The organism is Nonomuraea sp. NPDC052634 (assembly GCF_040678535.1).
In the GTDB taxonomy this organism is placed as follows: domain Bacteria; phylum Actinomycetota; class Actinomycetes; order Streptosporangiales; family Streptosporangiaceae; genus Nonomuraea; species Nonomuraea fastidiosa.
Map to the genome: position 1 here is coordinate 508,687 of NZ_JBFATY010000005.1, position 15,599 is coordinate 524,285.

Here is a 15,599-nt window from a genome sequence, read left to right on the forward strand (position 1 = left end):
TGAGCAGGGCGAACGGTGTCCACTGGCTGTGGAGAAAAGAAAGTTGGCCTCACACGCCGTGTAATGTCCATAATGGACAAATGCCCATTACATCCAGAGACCGGGAGATTCTCCGACTCGCCGTGCCCGCGTTCGGCGCGCTCGTCGCCGAACCGCTCTTCCTGCTCGCCGACTATGCCATCGTCGGCCACGGCCTGGGCACCACGGCGGTCGGCGCTCTGGGCGTGGCGGGCACCGTACTGACGACGCTGGTGAACCTGTGCGTCTTCCTCGCCTACGGCACGACCGCGCAGGTGGCGCGGCAGACCGGCGCGGGCGAGCACGCGCGGGCCATGCGCAGCGGTGTGGACGGCATCTGGCTGGCCATCGGCCTCGGCGTGGCGCTGATCGCGGCGTGCTGGCCGCTCGCGCCGGAGATCGTGAGCTGGTTCGGCGCGAGCGGTACGCAGGCCGCGCAGGCGGTGACGTACCTGCGGATCAGCCTGCTCGGCACGCCCGCGATGCTGGTCGTGCTTGCCGGCACCGGCGTGCTGCGCGGCCTGCAGGACACGGTGACGCCGCTGGTGGTGGCCGTGGGGTCGTTCGCCGCGAACGCCGCGCTGAACGCCTGGTTCGTGCTGGGGCTCGGCTGGGGCATCGCGGGGTCGGCGTGGGGCACGGTGATCGCGCAGAGCGGGGGCGCGGCCGTCTACCTCGTCGTCGTCGCGCGCGGCGCGCTGCGGCACCACACCCCGCTCACCCCGTCATTCCAGGGGATCAGGCAGGCGGGCACGGCGGGCGTCGCCCTGTTCATCCGTACCGTATGCCTGCGCATCGTGCTGCTCGCCGCCACCGCGATCGCCACCAGGATGGGCGAGGCCGAGCTGGCCGCGTACGCGCTGGCCACACAGGTCTGGACGCTGCTCGCGTTCGCCCTCGACGCCATCGCGATCGCCGGGCAGGCCATCACCGGACGCTCGCTGGGCGCCGGCGACGTGCCGGCCACCAGGGACGCCACTCGCCGCATGGTCCAGTGGGGCCTGTGGTCGGGCGCGCTGCTCGGCCTGCTGGTGATCGCGGCAAGACCGCTGGTGCCGGGGCTGTTCGACGCCGAGCCCGCGGTGGCCGGGCTGCTGCTCGACCTGCTGTGGCCGGTGGCGCTCTTCCAGCCGATCTGCGGGATCGTGTTCGTGCTCGACGGCGTGCTCATAGGCGCGGGCGACCAGCGCTACCTGGCGTGGGCCGGGGTGTGGACGACGCTGGCGTACCTGCCGGCCGCCCTGCTGGCCTCGGGGATCGGCGTGGTCGCACTGTGGTGTGCGCTCGGCGTGTGGATGGTGGCACGCCTGGTCACCCTCGTACGCCGCGCGGCCGGCACCGCCTGGCTGGTAACCGGCGCGTAACCGGATTGTGCTTGCTGTTACCGAAGGGGTGGAGCAGAGTAGGCGCATTCCCTGAGCGGGGTGTGCTTTGTCCACGATTCTGCGAAGACTGCCGCCTTCTGAGGCCACCGGACTGCGTACGGGCGCCCGGCACAGCCTTGCCGAGGTGTACCGGCCGGCCGACCTGGTCGTGCTCGGACTCGGCGTGATGATCGGCGCGGGCATCTTCAGCATCGCCGGTGAGCAGGCCGCGACCACGGCGGGCCCCGGCGTGATCCTGTCCTTCATGATCGCCGGCATCGCCTGCATGCTGGCCTGCCTGTGCTACGCGGAGCTGGCCTCGACGATGCCGACGTCGGGCAGCGCCTACACGTTCACGTACGTCATCTTCGGCGAGGTCTGGGCGTGGATCATCGGCTGGGCGCTGATCCTGGAGCTACAGCTCGCCGCCGCGCTGGTGGCCAGGGCGTGGGGCGCGATCGCGGTCGGCGCGATCGGCAACTTCGGCATCCGCGTCCCGAACGCCGAGCTGGTCCAGGACATCCTCGTGTTCGTCATCCTCGTGCTGCTCACCGGCATTGTGGCGCTGGGGGCGCGGGTGGGGCTGCGGGCACTGTGGATCATGGTGGCGGCGAAGCTGCTGGCCATCGGCGCGGTCATCGCCGTCGGCCTGCCGCACATCGACCCGGCCAACTTCGGCGGCTTCGTCGTACCGCCCAAGACCCTCGACACCCCGCCCGCCACCGTGCTGGAGACCCTCATCGGGGAGGGGCAGGCGTTCGGCTGGTTCGGCATCTTCGCCGCGGCCTCGGCGATCGCGTTCGCGTACGTCGGGTTCGACATCGTCGCCACCTCGGCCGAGGAGACCGTGAACCCGCGCGAGGCCGTGCCCAAAGGCATGATCCGCAGCCTGGTCATCACCACCGTCATCTACATCGCGGTCGGCCTGGTCATGGTCGGCATGGTGCCGTACACCAAGATCTCCGAGGAGGCGCCGCTGGCCAGCGCGTTCCAGGCGGCGGGGCTCGGCTGGATGGCCCACGTCATCGACGCGGGAGCGGTGCTCGGGCTCACCACCGTGATCCTCGTGCTGATCGTGGGACAGACGCGGGTGCTGTTCTCGATGGCGCGCGACGGGCTGATCCCGCGCGGGCTGGCCAAGGTCAGCCGCCGCTACCACACGCCGTCACGGGTGACGCTGGTCATCGGGCTCATCGCGATCGTGCTGGCGGAGTTCGTCCCCGTGGTGCCGCTGCGCGAGCTCGTGGTGATGGGGACGCTGTTCGCGTTCGCGTTCGTGGCGGCCGGCGTGATCGTGATGCGCCGCCGCATGCCGGACCTGGAGCGCGGCTTCCGGGTGCCGCTCGCGCCGCTGCTGCCCGCGCTGTCGCTGTTCGCCACGCTCTGGCTGATGGTCAACCTGCGCCTGCTCACCTGGGCGTGGTTCGTGCTGTGGATGGCCTTCGGCCTGCTCGTCTACCTCGTGTACGGCCGCCGCAACAGCCTCCTCGCCCGCCCGCGCACCGAGCCGTTGAGGCCCGCCCACGGCGGCCGCCACCGCCGCTAGAACCGGCCCGACTCCAGCACGCTGCGCAGGAACTCGCGCGTCCGCGGATGCTCGGGCTCGCTGAAGATCTTCTCCGGCGGGCCCTTCTCCAGGAGCACGCCGCCGTCCAGGAAGCACACGGTGTCGGAGATGTCCCGGCAGAACGACATCTCGTGCGTCGTGAGGATCATCGTCATGCCCGACTCCTTGAGCTCCCTGATGATCCCCAGCACCTCGACCACGAGCTGCGGGTCGAGCGCCGAGGTGACCTCGTCGAGCAGCATCAGCCTGGGCTGCGTGGCCAGCGCCCTGATGATGGCCACACGCTGCTGCTGGCCGCCGGAGAGCTGGTCGGGGTAGGCGCGGGCCTTGTCGGCCAGCCCGAAGCGTTTCAGCAGCTCATGCGCCTGCTCCTCGGCCTGCGCCTTGGCCACGCCGTGCACCTGCCGGGGCGCGAGCGTGACGTTGTCGAGCACGGTCATGTGCGGGAACAGGTTGAACGCCTGGAACACCATGCCGAGCCGCTTGCGCACCTGGTCGGCGTCCACCCGGGGGTCGGTGATCTCGTCGCCGTCGAGGTAGATGGCGCCGTCGTCCACCGTCTCCAGCAGGTTGATGCAGCGCAGCAGCGTGGACTTGCCGGAACCGGACGCGCCGATGAGGCTCACCACCTCGTGCGGCGCCACCTCCAGGTCGATGCCACGCAGCACGCTGTTGCCGCGGAAGTGCTTCCACACGCCCTCGATCGTCAGGACGCTCATGCGCCGCGCCTCCTGCGGGTGCGTGCGGCCAGATGGTCGGTGAACCTGGCCATGGGGATCGTGAGCAGGATGAACAGCAGGGCCGCCACCAGGTAGGGCGTGTAGTTGAAGCTCTGGGCGCTGTGGATCTGCGCCTGCCTGAGCGCCTCCAGCGGCCCGATCGTGGCCACCAGCGCCGAGTCCTTCTGCAACGAGGCGAAGTCGTTGAGCAGCGGCGGGATGACCCGGCGGGTGGCCTGCGGCACGACCACGAACCTCATCGTCTTGGCGTGGCTCAGCCCCAGCGAGCGCGCCGCCGCGATCTGGCTCGGGTGCACCGACTCGATGCCCGCCCTGAACACCTCGGCCACGTACGCGCCGTACGAGAGCGTCAGCGCGATGATGCCCAGCGTCGCGAGGTCCGTCGGGATGCCCTGCAGCCGCAGCGCCGGCAGTCCGAACCCGATCAGGTAGATGACGAGGATCGTCGGCACGCCCCTGAACACGTCGGTGTAGAGCGTGGCCAGCATCCTGATCGGGAAGAACGCGGGCGCGGTGATGCCCCTGGCCAGCGCGACCAGGAGCCCGATCACCAGGACCAGCACCTCGGCGATCAGGAAGATCTTGATGTTGAGCACGAACCCGCTCAGCACGTCGGGTATCGCCGCGACGAACTGCTCACCGTCGAAGAACGTCCTGCGCACGGCCGGCCAGCCGGGCGAGCTGGTGACGCCCCAGACCACCAGCACCAGGAAGACGACCGTCGACGCCGTCGCGATCGAGGCCGAGCGGCGGCCGTGCGACCTGCGGACACGCTCCCGCTCGACCTGCCGCTCAGACTTGACCCACTCGCTCATTTCAGCTCGGGCGCGCCCGCCGCCGAGCCCAGCCACTGCTCCTCGATCTTGGCCAGGTCGCCCTTGGACTTCAGCGCGTCGATGGCCTTGTCCACGCACGGCTTGAGCGCGCTGCCCTTGGCCATGACCAGGCCGAACTCCTCAGGCGTGTCGCCCGACGAGCCGAACTGGCCGACGATCGTGGAGTTCTCCACCTGCGCGGCGGTGACGTAGAACGCCGTCGGCAGGTCCACCACGACCGCGTCCACCTGCTTGTTCTTCAGCGCGTTCACGACGTCGATCTGGTCGTTGTAGACGTTCGGGTCCGCGGACGGCTTGATGACGTTCTTGACCGCGTTGAACGAGGTCGTCCCGACCTGTACGCCGATCTTCGCGTCCTTCAGCTCGGCCAGGCTCTTCGCCTTGGCGAACTTGCCGTCCTCGGCCGCCACCACGGCCTGCTTGACCGTGTAGTAGCCCTTACTGAAGTCGACCGCCTGGGCCCGCTCCGGGGTGATCGAGACCTGGTTGATGTCGAAGTCGAAGGTCTTCTCGCCCGGCGCGTACGCGTTGTCGAACTTGACCGTCGTCCACTGCACCTCGTCGCGGTCGAAGCCCAGCTCCCCCGCCACCGCGAACGCGACCGCGCTCTCGAAGCCCTGCCCGTTGCTCGGGTCGTCGTCCTTGAACCACGGCTCATAGGCGGGCTTGTCGGTGCCGATGGTGAGCTTGCCCGGCGTCTTCAGCGCGAGCTGGTCCTTGGTGCACGCGGTGGAGGTGGTGGGGGCCGCGACGCTCGCCGTGTCGTCGACCGGGGCGCACGCGACGGTCGCCGCCGCCAGTGCTCCGAGTGCGAGCAGCATCGAGGGACGGGCCATGGCCTCTGCCTCCAGGGGGAACGTGCGAAAGATCGAGGCGATTCTACGCTGCTCGTATCGGAAATCCGCCCCCAGGGTGCCGCCCACCACCCCAATCCCGGCACCCCACCGCCTCGCAGCCGACCGGCACAAGACCGGACCCCGCGGCATCGGGGGTGACGCACGGCATCGCGAACGTGACACGCAGGATCGCGGGTGACGTGAGGTGGCGCGAGGTGGCGTGGGCCGGGCCTCAAAGCGGCCGGGCCAGCGCGCGGAGATCGAGCGGCGCGGTAAGACCGGCGCGGGGCCGAGTGGCGCGGGGGCGAGTGGTGCGGGGGCGAGTGGCGCGGGGGCGAGTGGCGCGGGGGCGAGTGGCGCGGGGCGAGTGGCGCGGGGCGAGTGGTGCGGGGCGGGAGCCGTTCGTACGAAGAAGGGTGGGAAAACAGAAGGGCCCCCTGAGAAGGGGGCCCGCTGCTTGCTGAAGGTCAGCCCGCGACGACCTCGACGTCGACCGACGCGGAGACCTCCGGGTGGAGCTTGACCGTCACCCGGTGGGAGCCGACGCTCTTGATCGGGTTGGGGATCTCGATGCGGCGGCGGTCGAGCTCGGGACCGCCGGCGGCCTTGACGGCCTCGACGATGTCGCCCGAGGTGACCGAGCCGAACAGCCGGCCCGACTCGCCGGCACGGGTGGCCAGGCGCACGCGCAGCGCGCCGAGCTGGCCGGCGACCTCCTTGGCGGTGCCGAGGTCGCGGATCTCGCGCGCGTCGCGCGCCTTGCGGATGGCCTCGATCTGCTTCTCGGCGCCGCGCGTCCAGCGCATGGCGTAGCCGCGCGGGATGAGGTAGTTACGGCCGTAGCCGTCCTTGACCTCCACGACGTCGCCGGGGGTGCCGAGGCCGGAGACCTCGTTGGTGAGGATGAGCTTCATGTCGACGAACCTCCCTTAGCGCGCCGTGCTCGTGTAAGGCAGCAGGGCCACCTCACGGGCATTCTTGATCGCCGTCGCCACGTCGCGCTGGTGCTGGGTGCAGTTGCCCGTCACCCGGCGCGCACGGATCTTGCCGCGGTCGGAGATGAACTTCCGCAGCAGGGCCGTGTCCTTGTAGTCGACGTAGGAGATCTTGTCGTGGCAGAACAGGCAAACCTTCTTCTTCGGCTTGCGCAGTGCCGGCTTAGCCATCGTGGTGCTCCTTTCAGAGCCCCGCCGTCAAAGCGGGAATGGACTCGGGCTTGTGGACAGGTTTAGAAAGGCGGTTCGTCGCTGAAGTCGTTGCCGCCGCCGAAGCCACCGCCGCCCTGCGGGCCGCCGAAGCCGCCGCCACCGCCCTGGTAGCCGCCGCCCTGAGGCGGGGCGGGCGTCGCGGAGGCCCAGGGGTCATCGACCGGACCGCCGCCGAAGCCGCCGCCGCCCTGACGGGAGGTGCGGTTGACCTTGGCGGTCGCGTTACGCAGGGACGGGCCGACCTCGTCGACCTCGACCTCGTAGACCGTGCGCTTCTCGCCTTCCTTGGTCTCGTAGGACCGTTGCTTGAGCCGCCCCTGCACGATGACCCGCATGCCGCGCTGAAGGCTCTCGGCGACGTTCTCCGCCGCCTGCCGCCAGACGTTGCAGGTCAGAAAGAGGCTTTCGCCATCCTTCCACTCGTTGGTCTGCCGATCCATGTACCGCGGAGTGGACGCGATGCGGAATCGAGCCACCGCTTGCCCCGTCGGGGTGAAGCGCAGCTCCGGGTCGTCGACGAGGTTGCCGACGATGGTGATTACGGTGTCGCCTGCTGCCATGGCTAGCGCTCGCCTTCCTGCACGCCTTCGCTTGGGTTACGGCTCAGAGTACGGGGCTTCCCCGACAAAAAACCGGAGGTTAGTGCACGTCCGGACGCAGGACCTTGGTGCGCAGGACACCCTCGTTGAGGTTGAGCTGGCGGTCGAGCTCCTTGACCGTCGCGGGGTTCGCGGACAGGTCGATGACGGCGTAAATGCCCTCGGACTTCTTGTCGATGTCGTACGCGAGCCGGCGGCGACCCCACACGTCGACCTTCTCCACGGTGCCGCCGTCGTTGCGGACCACGGAGAGGAACTGGTCGAGGGACGGAGCGACGGTGCGCTCATCGAGCGAAGGGTCCAGGATGACCATTACTTCGTAACGACGCATGCGGACTCCTACCTCCTCTGGACTTTTGCGGTCACGACGCTCTGCCGTGACAGGAGGACGCTGACGCCTGAGCCCGGCGGGCCCCTTTCGGCACCCCGGGGCGACGAGTCACCCGTCGCAGCGCAGCGTGCCCCAGGTTACCAGCCGCTGCTCGATGGGAAGGCCCTATGGAAACCAAGGGGGTGGTGGCTGTGCCACAAGTGCTTCAGCCCTCCGACAGGGAGCGCTTCAGGTTCACGCTCAACACCGACGGACGTCCGCATCGCGCCGAGAACACCTTCGCGATCATCACGCTCGTGTGCGGCGTGGTGGCATTCGTCGCGACGTTCTGGCCCTCGGCGCACGTGATCTCGTCGTGGTTCGGCACGCTCGGTTTCGGCGTGGGCCTGTACTCGCAGTACATCTCGGCGACCACGCCGCAGCGCTCGCTCAACGTGGTGGGTCTCGTCGGGTCGTTCGTGGGAGCCGCGCTCGGCATCGCTCACGGCGGCTTCCTCCCGAACCCCTGACCCCGCGCGCACGAGCGGACGGCCCCGGGCGTACGCGCTCCGGGGCCGTTCCGTATCTGCTCTGTAGAGAAACGATCTGCTCTGTAGGGAAACGGCCGAGATCAACCGATGTGCAGGTCGATGCCGAGGAGCACCAGGAACCACAGGAAGACCGCGAGCAGCGCCTCGGCGACGTCCCTCAGCAGTCCCGGCGTAATGTAGTCGTGGACCCAGGCGACGTAAAGGCCGACGACGACGTAGACGGCGACGATCAGCGCGCGTAAGCGCCAGCGGCTCATGGGGGACTCCTCGTGTCGGGGGCCTCCCGGCTGCCCTGGGGCACACCGGCCAAACCCGGCCGCCTCCCGCTCGGGCGGCGGATAGCCTTACCGCATGGTGCGAATCGGAGCTCACGTCGATCAGGACGATCCCGCCGCCAGGGGCGCCGAGGTGGGGGCCGAGGTGGTGCAGTTCTTCCTCGGCGACCCGCAGGGCTACGACAAGCCGGTGCTGCCCGCCAAGCCGGTCGAGGGCGTCGACATCTACATCCACGCCCCGTACCTGATCAACGTGGCGACGACCAACAACCGCATCAGGATCCCCAGCCGCAAGCTGCTGGAGCAGCACCTCAAGGCGGCGGCGAGCCTCGGCGCCAAGGGCCTGGTCGTGCACGGCGGCCACGTCAACAAGAACGACGACCCGCAGGCGGGCTTCGACAACTGGCGCAAGGTGTTCGAGCGCATGGAGTGCCCGATCCCCGTGCTGATCGAGAACACCGCGGGCGGCGGCAACGCGATGGCGCGCAAGCTGGAGCGCATCGCGCGGCTGTGGGACGCGCTCGACGGGTTCGACGTGGGCTTCTGCCTCGACACCTGCCACGCGCACGCGGGCGGCGAGGAGCTGGTCGACGTGGTCGAGCGGGTCAAGGCCATCACCGGCCGCATCGACCTCGTCCACTGCAACGACTCGCGCGACGACTTCGGCTCCGGCGCGGACCGCCACGCCAACATCGGCCAGGGCAAGATCGACCCCGAGCTGATCCTGGCGGTGTGCCGGGCGGCGGGCGCGCCGATCGTGGTGGAGACGCCGCGCGAGGGCCAGGCCGAGGACATCGCGTTCCTGAGGAAGAACCTCTAGCGAACGTTCCTGAGGAAAAACCTTCAGCGAATACACACAGGCTGTGGATAACTTCCCTGGATTACCCAGAGAAGAAAGTGGGTAAGAAGATCAGCCCGCCCACGCGCCGCTGAGGAATCTGGCCGTGTTGACCAGCATCAACGGCCCAGAGATCAACACGTAGAGCGCCATCAGCCAGGGGCGGCGGGCCGACACCCGGGCGAGCAGCACCCACAGCGGGAACCACAGCAGCAGCGAGCGCGGGATCGACAGGTAGTACGCCGACGTCATCAGCGCCGCCGCCTGCCCGCCCGCGTACACCGCCTCGCTCCACCTGCGCAGCACGAGCAGCCAGATGAGCGCGGCCACGACCACCACGGCTCCGGCGATCTCCATGCGGAACGCCACCGCGAAGTCGTCGGAGCCCATCGCCGAGCGCCAGGTCGTCCGCCACGCCTCCCACGGCCAGGCGAAGTCGCGCCCCCAGCCGGCCTCCTGCGCGTGCTTCCACGCCAGCCAGTCGCCGGTCCTGCGGTACTGGTAGAACGAGTACGCCGCCAGCGGCAGGAACGGCACCGCCAGCCAGGCGGCCCGGCGCACCGGCTCCCTGCGCACCACGTACTCCACGACGAGCGCCACGGCGAGGAACAACCCGGTGATGCGCACGCACGACGCGCCCGCCGCCAGCAGTGCCGCCGCCGGCCAGCGGCCCTGGCGGGCGGCCAGCCAGGCCGGGATCGCGAAGGCCAGGAAGAGCGACTCGCTGTAGCCGGCGGCCAGGAACACCGCCATGGGGAAGGCCAGCAGTCCCAGCACCGCCATCCACCCAGGGGCGCCCTCGACCTCGGCGAGCCGGGCCAGCGCCACCATGGCGACCGCGCCGGAGACCAGCGAGACCAGCAGCCCGGCCGCCGCCCAGTCGGGCACGACGAGGTGCACCAGCCGCAGCGCCATCGGCAGCCCGGGGAAGAACGCGGGCAGGCCGTCGTCGGGCGGCCTGCCGGGCTCGCCGTCGTAGCCGTACTCGGCGATGGTGACGAACAGCGTGGTGTCCCACTTGCGCCACTTGTCGGCGTATCCGGCCAGGGTGGTGCCGAGCAGGGTGGCCACCAGCAGCCCGGCACGCGAGCCGAACCAGAGCAGCAGCGCGTCCCGTGCGGCAGACCGCGTGATCATCTGACCAGGGACGCCAAGGTGAACCGGTCAGGGGCGCCGTCGAACACGCCGCCCGTCTGGTCGTCGGCTCCCGCCGCGCGCACCACGTCCTTGTCGGGCTTGAGAATGTCGCGCACGACGAACGCCATCATGATGGCGATGGTGATGATCCGCCCCCACACGGCGGTGAAGTACGTGTCGTCGCCGATGCCCAGGTCCTCACGCCCCAGCGGCGGCTGCGAGAGCAGGTAGAGCCAGATCGCCACGAAGTACCACACCTCGGCGAGCTGCCACAGCGCGAGCGGCTTCCAGTTGGGCCTGGCCAGCACCGCGAACGGCACCAGCCACAGCACGAACTGCGGCGACCAGACCTTGTTGGTCATCATGAACGCGGCCAGCGCGAGGAAGCAGATCTGAGCCAGCCGGGGCCGGCGCGGCGCGGCCAGCGTCAGCACCGCGATGCCCAGGCACAGAATGGCCAGGGAGAGCATGCCGAGCGTGCTCACGTCGGTATCGCCGAGGATCGGCCAGCCCTTGGTCTGGAAGAACAGCCACGGCGAGCCCCAGTCGACCCCGCGCTCCTGGGAGAAGACGTAGAAGCGGCGCCAGCCGTCCCACGCGAAGATCATGAAGGGCAGGTTGACGAGGAGCCAGGCCGCCGCCGCCGCGCCCAGCGTCTCCAGGAACGGCCGCCATCGGCCGGAGCGCCACGCCAGCAGGAACAGCGCGCCGACGAACATCAGCGGATAGAACTTCGTCGCGATCGCGAGCCCGAGCAGCACGCCGGCGAGCACCTGCCGCTCGCGCTTCCACGCCAGCAGCATGCCCATGGACAGCACGCCGGCGACCAGGTCCCAGTTGATGTACGCGGCCAGCACCACGGCCGGGGAGATCGCGTACCAGAGGGGGTCCCAGCGCCTGAGCGGGCCGGCCACCGCCGCCATGAGCAGCACCCCGCCCACCAGGCAGAGGCCGAGCAGGATCACGGTCAGGTCGTAGAAGCGCACCGCCTGGGTGACCGTGTCGGGGGACAGCGCGCGGGCGATCCAGCTCATGACCTGCATGACCTCGCCCAGCACCACCGGGTATTCGACCTGCTTGTCGAACGGCACCGCGGCGAAGTAGGGGTTCTCCCTGTCGAGGGCGCGGTCGAAGTACAGGGGGTAGATGTCGGTGTAGCAGAAGTTCGTGTACGTGGTGACCTGGTCGTTCCAGCCGCCCGTACGGCACGGCAGGCGCACCACGTACGCGAGGCTCGCCCCCAGGGCCGCGATGAGCCCCAGGGGCAGGTACGGCACGGCACGCGCCACCCACGGGGCGCGTGCCTCGGTCGCTGGCTGCGTCACCGGCCGCGTCACTGGTCCTCGTGCCTGGCGGGTGCGGGCCGGGCGCCGCTCGGCCTGGCGTGCGGCACCGCCCCGCCCCCTGCGGTGTCCACGTCGCTGTCGGGCAGGCCGAGCTGGTCGCTGTCGTCCATCCCGGTGTCGACGTCGCCCTCGGGGAGGGTCGGGCCCTCGTCGACGTCGCAGTTGACCAGGCAGTCCTGGTTCTGGTCGCCGAACGGGTCGCCGGTGTCGAGCGGCTCGTCGTCGGCCTCGGGCGTCGGGGTCGGCGTGGGCGTCGGGCTCGGCACGATGTTCTCCGGCGTGCCGACCTCGGCCCGCTCGGGGAACTTCTCGATCGGCAGGCCCTCGTGGGCGAGCTGCATGAACTTCTGCCAGACGATCGTGGGCGGGCCCGCGCCTTCGAAGCCCAGGGAGACCTCCTTGACCCTGGTGTACGGGTTGTTCGGGCCGTACTTCTTGCTGCCCTTGCGGTAGATCGGGCAGTTGGAGTGCTCGGGCGGGACGACCTTGCCGGTCTTCGTCACGCACTGCTCGCGGTAGAAGCCGACCGCCGTGGAGATCTGCGGCGTGTAGCCGACGAACCAGGCTTCCTTCTCGTCGTTGTTGGTGCCGGTCTTGCCGGCCGCCGGGCGGGCGCCGAGGCCCTTGCCGGCGGCGGTGCCGGACTTGAGCACCTCCTGCATGGCGACCGTCGCGTCCGCGGCGACGTCCTCGTCGATGACCCGCTTGCTCGGGGCCATCTCAGGGTAGACGACCTTGCCGTCGCGGTCCTTGACCTGCTGCACCACGTGGTAGGGGGTGTACTTGCCGCCGTTGGCGAAGATGGAGTAGCCGGCCGCCTGCTCCACCGGCGTCACCAGAGCGCTGCCGATGGCGAACTGGTACTGGTGCTCCTCGACGTCCTGATCCATGCGCTTTTCGTTGAAGCCGGCTTCCTTGACGAGGTTCTTGACGTCGTCGAGCTTGTTGGGCAGCGCGTAGGCCATCGACACGTACGCCGTGTTCACCGACTGCGCCGTGGCCTTGATCACATCGACGGCGGTGCCCACGTTGTGGCTGTTCCTGAAGCCGCCCACTTGCTGGCCCGGCAGTTCCTTGGGCACCGTCTCGTTGCCCGGCACGTAGCTCTTGAGCGAGTAGCCCGCCTGCAGCCAGGCCGCCAGCACGTACGGCTTGAACGCCGACGCGGCCTGCTTGGTCGACTGGAAGGGCTCGTTCCACGGGTCGGTGACGAAGTCGTCGCCACCGTAGAAGGCCAGCACGCGTCCGTTCTTCGGGTTCACCGCGGCCAGGCCGGCGTGGAACTCCGTGGACATGTTGTAGGCCTTCATCGTCTCCTTGACCGCGGTCTTCGCATGCAGCATGAGCTTTCTGTCGAAGGTGGAGATGATCTTGAAGCCACCGCTCCTGACCTTGTCGCGGGTCAGGCCGCGGCCCTCGAGCTCCTTCAGCACCTGCTCGACCATGTAGCCCCTGAGCCCGCCCATCTCGTTGTCGGACACCTTCGCCCGGGTCTTGGGGAACTTCGCGGTCTTCGGCAGGTTCCCGTACTTCTCGGGCCACTGCTCCGCCATGTACTGGATGACGGTCTTCCAGCGCGCCTTGAGCGCGGGCGCGTCGTGGTCCCAGCTCGGCCGCTGGATGCGCGCGGCGAGGTAGGCGCCCTGCTCGGGGGTGAGGTTCTTGGCGTGGACGTTCTTGCCGGGGAAGTACGCCTTCGCGGCGGCCTCGACGCCGTAGGCGCGGCCGAAGTTGATGGTGTTGAGGTAGTTCTGGAGGATCTGTTCCTTGGTCAGCTCCTCGTCGAGCTTGACCGCGACCATGATCTCCATGACCTTACGCTTGATCGACACTTCCTGGCTGAGGCCGTCGTAGTAGTTACGGGCCATCTGCTGGGTGATCGTCGAGGCGCCCTGGAGCTGCTGGCCGCTGACCGTGCTCCACAGCGAGCGGATCATGCCGGTGATGGAGATGCCGGAGTCTTCCCAGAACGTCTTGTTCTCGATCGCGATGGCGGCGTCCTTGACGGTGTCGGCCATCTCGGTGATCGGGACGCTCTCACGCTTGAAGCCGAGCGTGGCGATCGGCCTCTTGCCGTCGCGGTAGTAGATGGTGCTCTGCTCGGCGATCGCCTGGGCCTGAGCCTCGTCGGGCACGGGCGTGTTGGCGTACGCCACCATGATCATGCCGAAGACGCCGGCCGCGAGCACCACGACGCCGGCCACGACCATCTTCCAGCTCGGCAGGAACCTGCGCCAGCCGCCGCGACCGCCGCCGCCTCTTTTGACCGGCGGCTCGGGCGGCTCCGACGGCGGGCCGGAGGAGCCGCGGCGGCGCGAGCGCCGGGGGCCGTCGCTGACGATCGTCTCCTCGTGGCTCGCCGCGCGCGTGTCGTGGCGGGCGCGGGAACGCGCCGGCGGCCGGTCGCCGCGCTCCTGCGCGAAGTCGCCGCGCGCGTGCGCGTAGTCGCCGCGCCGTTCGTCGCCGCGCGCGTGCGCGTAGTCGCCACGCCGTTCGTCGCCGCGCGCGTGCGCATAGTCGCCACGCCGTTCATATCCGCCCCGCTGGGGGCGCTCACCACGCTCACGGGCGTAATCGGCCCTCGCCCGTCTGGGTGGCGGAGGGTCGTCGTCGAACGACGGCGCGGCCATGGCGCCGGTCTGCTCATAGGCGGCTTCAGGACGACGCGGCTGCTGCGCAGCACTCCAACCCGGCTCGCCGGTTTGCGGAGGAGAACCCGGGGGCACAGAACGGGATGAGCTGGAGCGACGGCGCCTTCCCGGGCGTGCCGTCCCCTCATTCATGCTGTTACTCACACGTCCTCGCAACCTTGTTCGGAACAAAACGGCGGTCGGGCGTGAGGCTGCTCGCCGCCCTCGGGTTTCACGCTTGATCGACGAGGTCAGGCGGTCCGTTCCCGAGGACGTACGAAACCGTCAGGTGATTCCAGGAACAACCTTGGCAGACCTCGACAACGTACGCCCGGAACTCATCGTAATCATGGGCCATTGCGGCGAGTTCTGCCGCGACCTTTGCCTGACCGGCATGCCGTCCGAGCGCATCGCCATAGACGAAGGTCACCTCGGTGACGTTCCTGCTCTCGCAGACCGGGCAGGGGCGTTCGGTCGGCTCGCCGAAGTGGCGGGCGGCGCGAAGGAGGTAGGGCTGCGCGTCACAGACGTCGCGGCGCGACGACCGGCCGGCGCGAAGGGAGCGGACCACCGCCCTTTTCGCCAGGCCGTAATCCACCACCCCTCTCTGCGACCGCATGAGCGCCACACTACGGCGTTTCCGAGCTTGATCCCAACGACTTGGCGATTCGCCGATTGCCGCGATATAGCGCCGCGACGTATCCTCGTGATGTATCGGCTCGATACATCGACGCGAGAGGGGGCGGTTCCAGTGGCCAGCGGACAGGGCAGGGTGCTGGAACTGGCCGTGCTCGGGTCGCTGCACGAGACGCCGCTCCACGGCTACGAGCTGCGCAAACGGCTCAACGCCCTGCTGGGGATGTTCCGTGCGTTCTCCTACGGGTCGCTGTACCCCTGTCTGCGATCGCTTCTCGCTCAGGGCCTCATCGCCGAGGAGCAGCCGGCTCCTTCCACGATCGTCGGCGGCAGATCGAAGATCGTCTACAAGCTGACGGCCGAGGGCAAGGAACGGCTGCAGGAGCTGCTCACCCAAGCCGGGCCGTCCGCCTGGGAGGACGAGAGCTTCGGCGTGCACTTCGCGTTCTTCCGGCACACGGAGGCCGAGGTGCGCCTGCGCATTCTCGAAGGCCGTCGCAGCCGTCTTTTGGAGCGACTCGACGCGGTGCGCACCGCGCTGGCACGCACCAGGGAGCGACTCGACAGCTACACGCTCGAGCTGCAACGCCACGGACTCGAGTCCGTCGAGCGCGAGGTGCGCTGGCTGAACGAGCTGATCGCAACTGAGCGTCGGGCCTCGTCGGAAGGCGGGCCCGAGAGAGATACCACGTCAACTGATGAGTAAGG

The 15,599-nt window shown here is 69.2% G+C and carries 17 protein-coding genes; 5 read left to right on the top strand and 12 right to left on the bottom strand.

What is annotated here, in order from left to right; genetic code table 11:
• Positions 1-80: 80 nt before the first annotated feature.
• Together AB0K67_RS24860 and AB0K67_RS24865 are read left to right on the top strand one after the other, a co-directional pair.
• Positions 81-1,382, top strand: coding sequence for an MATE family efflux transporter (locus AB0K67_RS24860; protein ID WP_364064532.1), 1,302 nt, complete (start codon positions 81-83; stop codon positions 1,380-1,382).
• A gap of 67 nt (positions 1,383-1,449) precedes the next feature.
• Positions 1,450-2,928 carry an amino acid permease gene (locus AB0K67_RS24865; RefSeq protein ID WP_364064535.1) on the top strand — a complete coding sequence of 493 codons (1,479 nt, stop codon included), beginning with the start codon at positions 1,450-1,452 and terminating at the stop codon, positions 2,926-2,928.
• Here the strand turns inward: AB0K67_RS24865 and AB0K67_RS24870 are convergent.
• The 7 genes from AB0K67_RS24870 to rpsF all read right to left on the bottom strand — a co-directional run bounded on the left by AB0K67_RS24870 (position 2,925) and on the right by rpsF (position 7,499).
• Positions 2,925-3,668, bottom strand: coding sequence for an amino acid ABC transporter ATP-binding protein (locus AB0K67_RS24870; RefSeq protein WP_364064538.1), 744 nt, complete (start codon positions 3,666-3,668; stop codon positions 2,925-2,927). The two genes, AB0K67_RS24865 and AB0K67_RS24870, sit on opposite strands and share 4 nt — an antisense overlap.
• Positions 3,665-4,504 (bottom strand): amino acid ABC transporter permease, encoded by an 840-nt coding sequence (locus AB0K67_RS24875; RefSeq protein ID WP_364064541.1) that lies wholly within the window; start codon positions 4,502-4,504, stop codon positions 3,665-3,667. The genes AB0K67_RS24870 and AB0K67_RS24875 overlap by 4 nt, the downstream gene beginning before the upstream one ends.
• Complete coding sequence (locus AB0K67_RS24880; protein ID WP_364064544.1) at positions 4,501-5,361, bottom strand: ABC transporter substrate-binding protein; 861 nt, start codon at positions 5,359-5,361, stop codon at positions 4,501-4,503. The genes AB0K67_RS24875 and AB0K67_RS24880 overlap by 4 nt, the downstream gene beginning before the upstream one ends.
• 467 nt (positions 5,362-5,828) lie before the next feature.
• Entirely contained in the window at positions 5,829-6,275 is a 447-nt protein-coding gene (rplI, locus tag AB0K67_RS24885; protein WP_364064547.1) for a 50S ribosomal protein L9, read from the bottom strand.
• A 15-nt stretch (positions 6,276-6,290) separates the two neighbouring features.
• Positions 6,291-6,527 (bottom strand): 30S ribosomal protein S18, encoded by a 237-nt coding sequence (gene rpsR / locus AB0K67_RS24890; RefSeq protein WP_020543048.1) that lies wholly within the window; start codon positions 6,525-6,527, stop codon positions 6,291-6,293.
• 62 nt (positions 6,528-6,589) lie between these two features.
• Entirely contained in the window at positions 6,590-7,129 is a 540-nt protein-coding gene (locus AB0K67_RS24895; protein WP_364064549.1) for a single-stranded DNA-binding protein, read from the bottom strand.
• Between the two features lie 79 nt (positions 7,130-7,208).
• Positions 7,209-7,499 (bottom strand): 30S ribosomal protein S6, encoded by a 291-nt coding sequence (rpsF, locus tag AB0K67_RS24900; protein WP_364064552.1) that lies wholly within the window; start codon positions 7,497-7,499, stop codon positions 7,209-7,211.
• Positions 7,500-7,690: 191 nt separating this feature from the next.
• On the opposite strand from rpsF, the gene AB0K67_RS24905 reads away from it, so the two are divergent.
• Entirely contained in the window at positions 7,691-8,008 is a 318-nt protein-coding gene (locus AB0K67_RS24905) for a hypothetical protein (protein ID WP_364064554.1), read from the top strand.
• A 101-nt stretch (positions 8,009-8,109) separates the two neighbouring features.
• Here AB0K67_RS24905 and AB0K67_RS24910 read toward each other — a convergent pair whose 3' ends face one another.
• On the bottom strand, positions 8,110-8,286 hold the full coding sequence (locus tag AB0K67_RS24910; protein ID WP_364064556.1) for a hypothetical protein: 177 nt from the start codon (positions 8,284-8,286) through the stop codon (positions 8,110-8,112).
• A gap of 94 nt (positions 8,287-8,380) precedes the next feature.
• Between AB0K67_RS24910 and AB0K67_RS24915 the strand changes: the two genes are divergently transcribed.
• Positions 8,381-9,124, top strand: coding sequence for a deoxyribonuclease IV (locus AB0K67_RS24915; RefSeq protein ID WP_364064559.1), 744 nt, complete (start codon positions 8,381-8,383; stop codon positions 9,122-9,124).
• A gap of 90 nt (positions 9,125-9,214) precedes the next feature.
• On the opposite strand, the gene AB0K67_RS24920 is transcribed toward AB0K67_RS24915, so the two are convergent.
• The 4 genes from AB0K67_RS24920 to AB0K67_RS24935 all read right to left on the bottom strand — a co-directional run bounded on the left by AB0K67_RS24920 (position 9,215) and on the right by AB0K67_RS24935 (position 14,874).
• Positions 9,215-10,279, bottom strand: coding sequence for a mannosyltransferase family protein (locus tag AB0K67_RS24920; protein WP_364064561.1), 1,065 nt, complete (start codon positions 10,277-10,279; stop codon positions 9,215-9,217).
• A complete protein-coding gene (locus AB0K67_RS24925) occupies positions 10,276-11,604 on the bottom strand; it encodes a glycosyltransferase 87 family protein (RefSeq protein ID WP_364064563.1) in 1,329 nt (442 codons plus the stop codon). Before AB0K67_RS24925 ends, AB0K67_RS24920 begins: the two co-directional genes overlap by 4 nt.
• Positions 11,605-11,612: 8 nt before the next feature.
• Complete coding sequence (locus AB0K67_RS24930) at positions 11,613-14,255, bottom strand: transglycosylase domain-containing protein (protein ID WP_364064566.1); 2,643 nt, start codon at positions 14,253-14,255, stop codon at positions 11,613-11,615.
• A 232-nt stretch (positions 14,256-14,487) separates the two neighbouring features.
• Positions 14,488-14,874, bottom strand: a complete 387-nt coding sequence (locus AB0K67_RS24935; RefSeq protein ID WP_364064568.1) for a DUF5318 family protein — start codon at positions 14,872-14,874, stop codon at positions 14,488-14,490.
• A 132-nt stretch (positions 14,875-15,006) separates the two neighbouring features.
• On the opposite strand from AB0K67_RS24935, the gene AB0K67_RS24940 reads away from it, so the two are divergent.
• Positions 15,007-15,597: a PadR family transcriptional regulator gene (locus AB0K67_RS24940; protein WP_364064570.1), complete on the top strand. Its 591-nt coding sequence runs from the start codon at positions 15,007-15,009 to the stop codon at positions 15,595-15,597.
• The last annotated feature ends 2 nt before the right edge of the window (positions 15,598-15,599 follow it).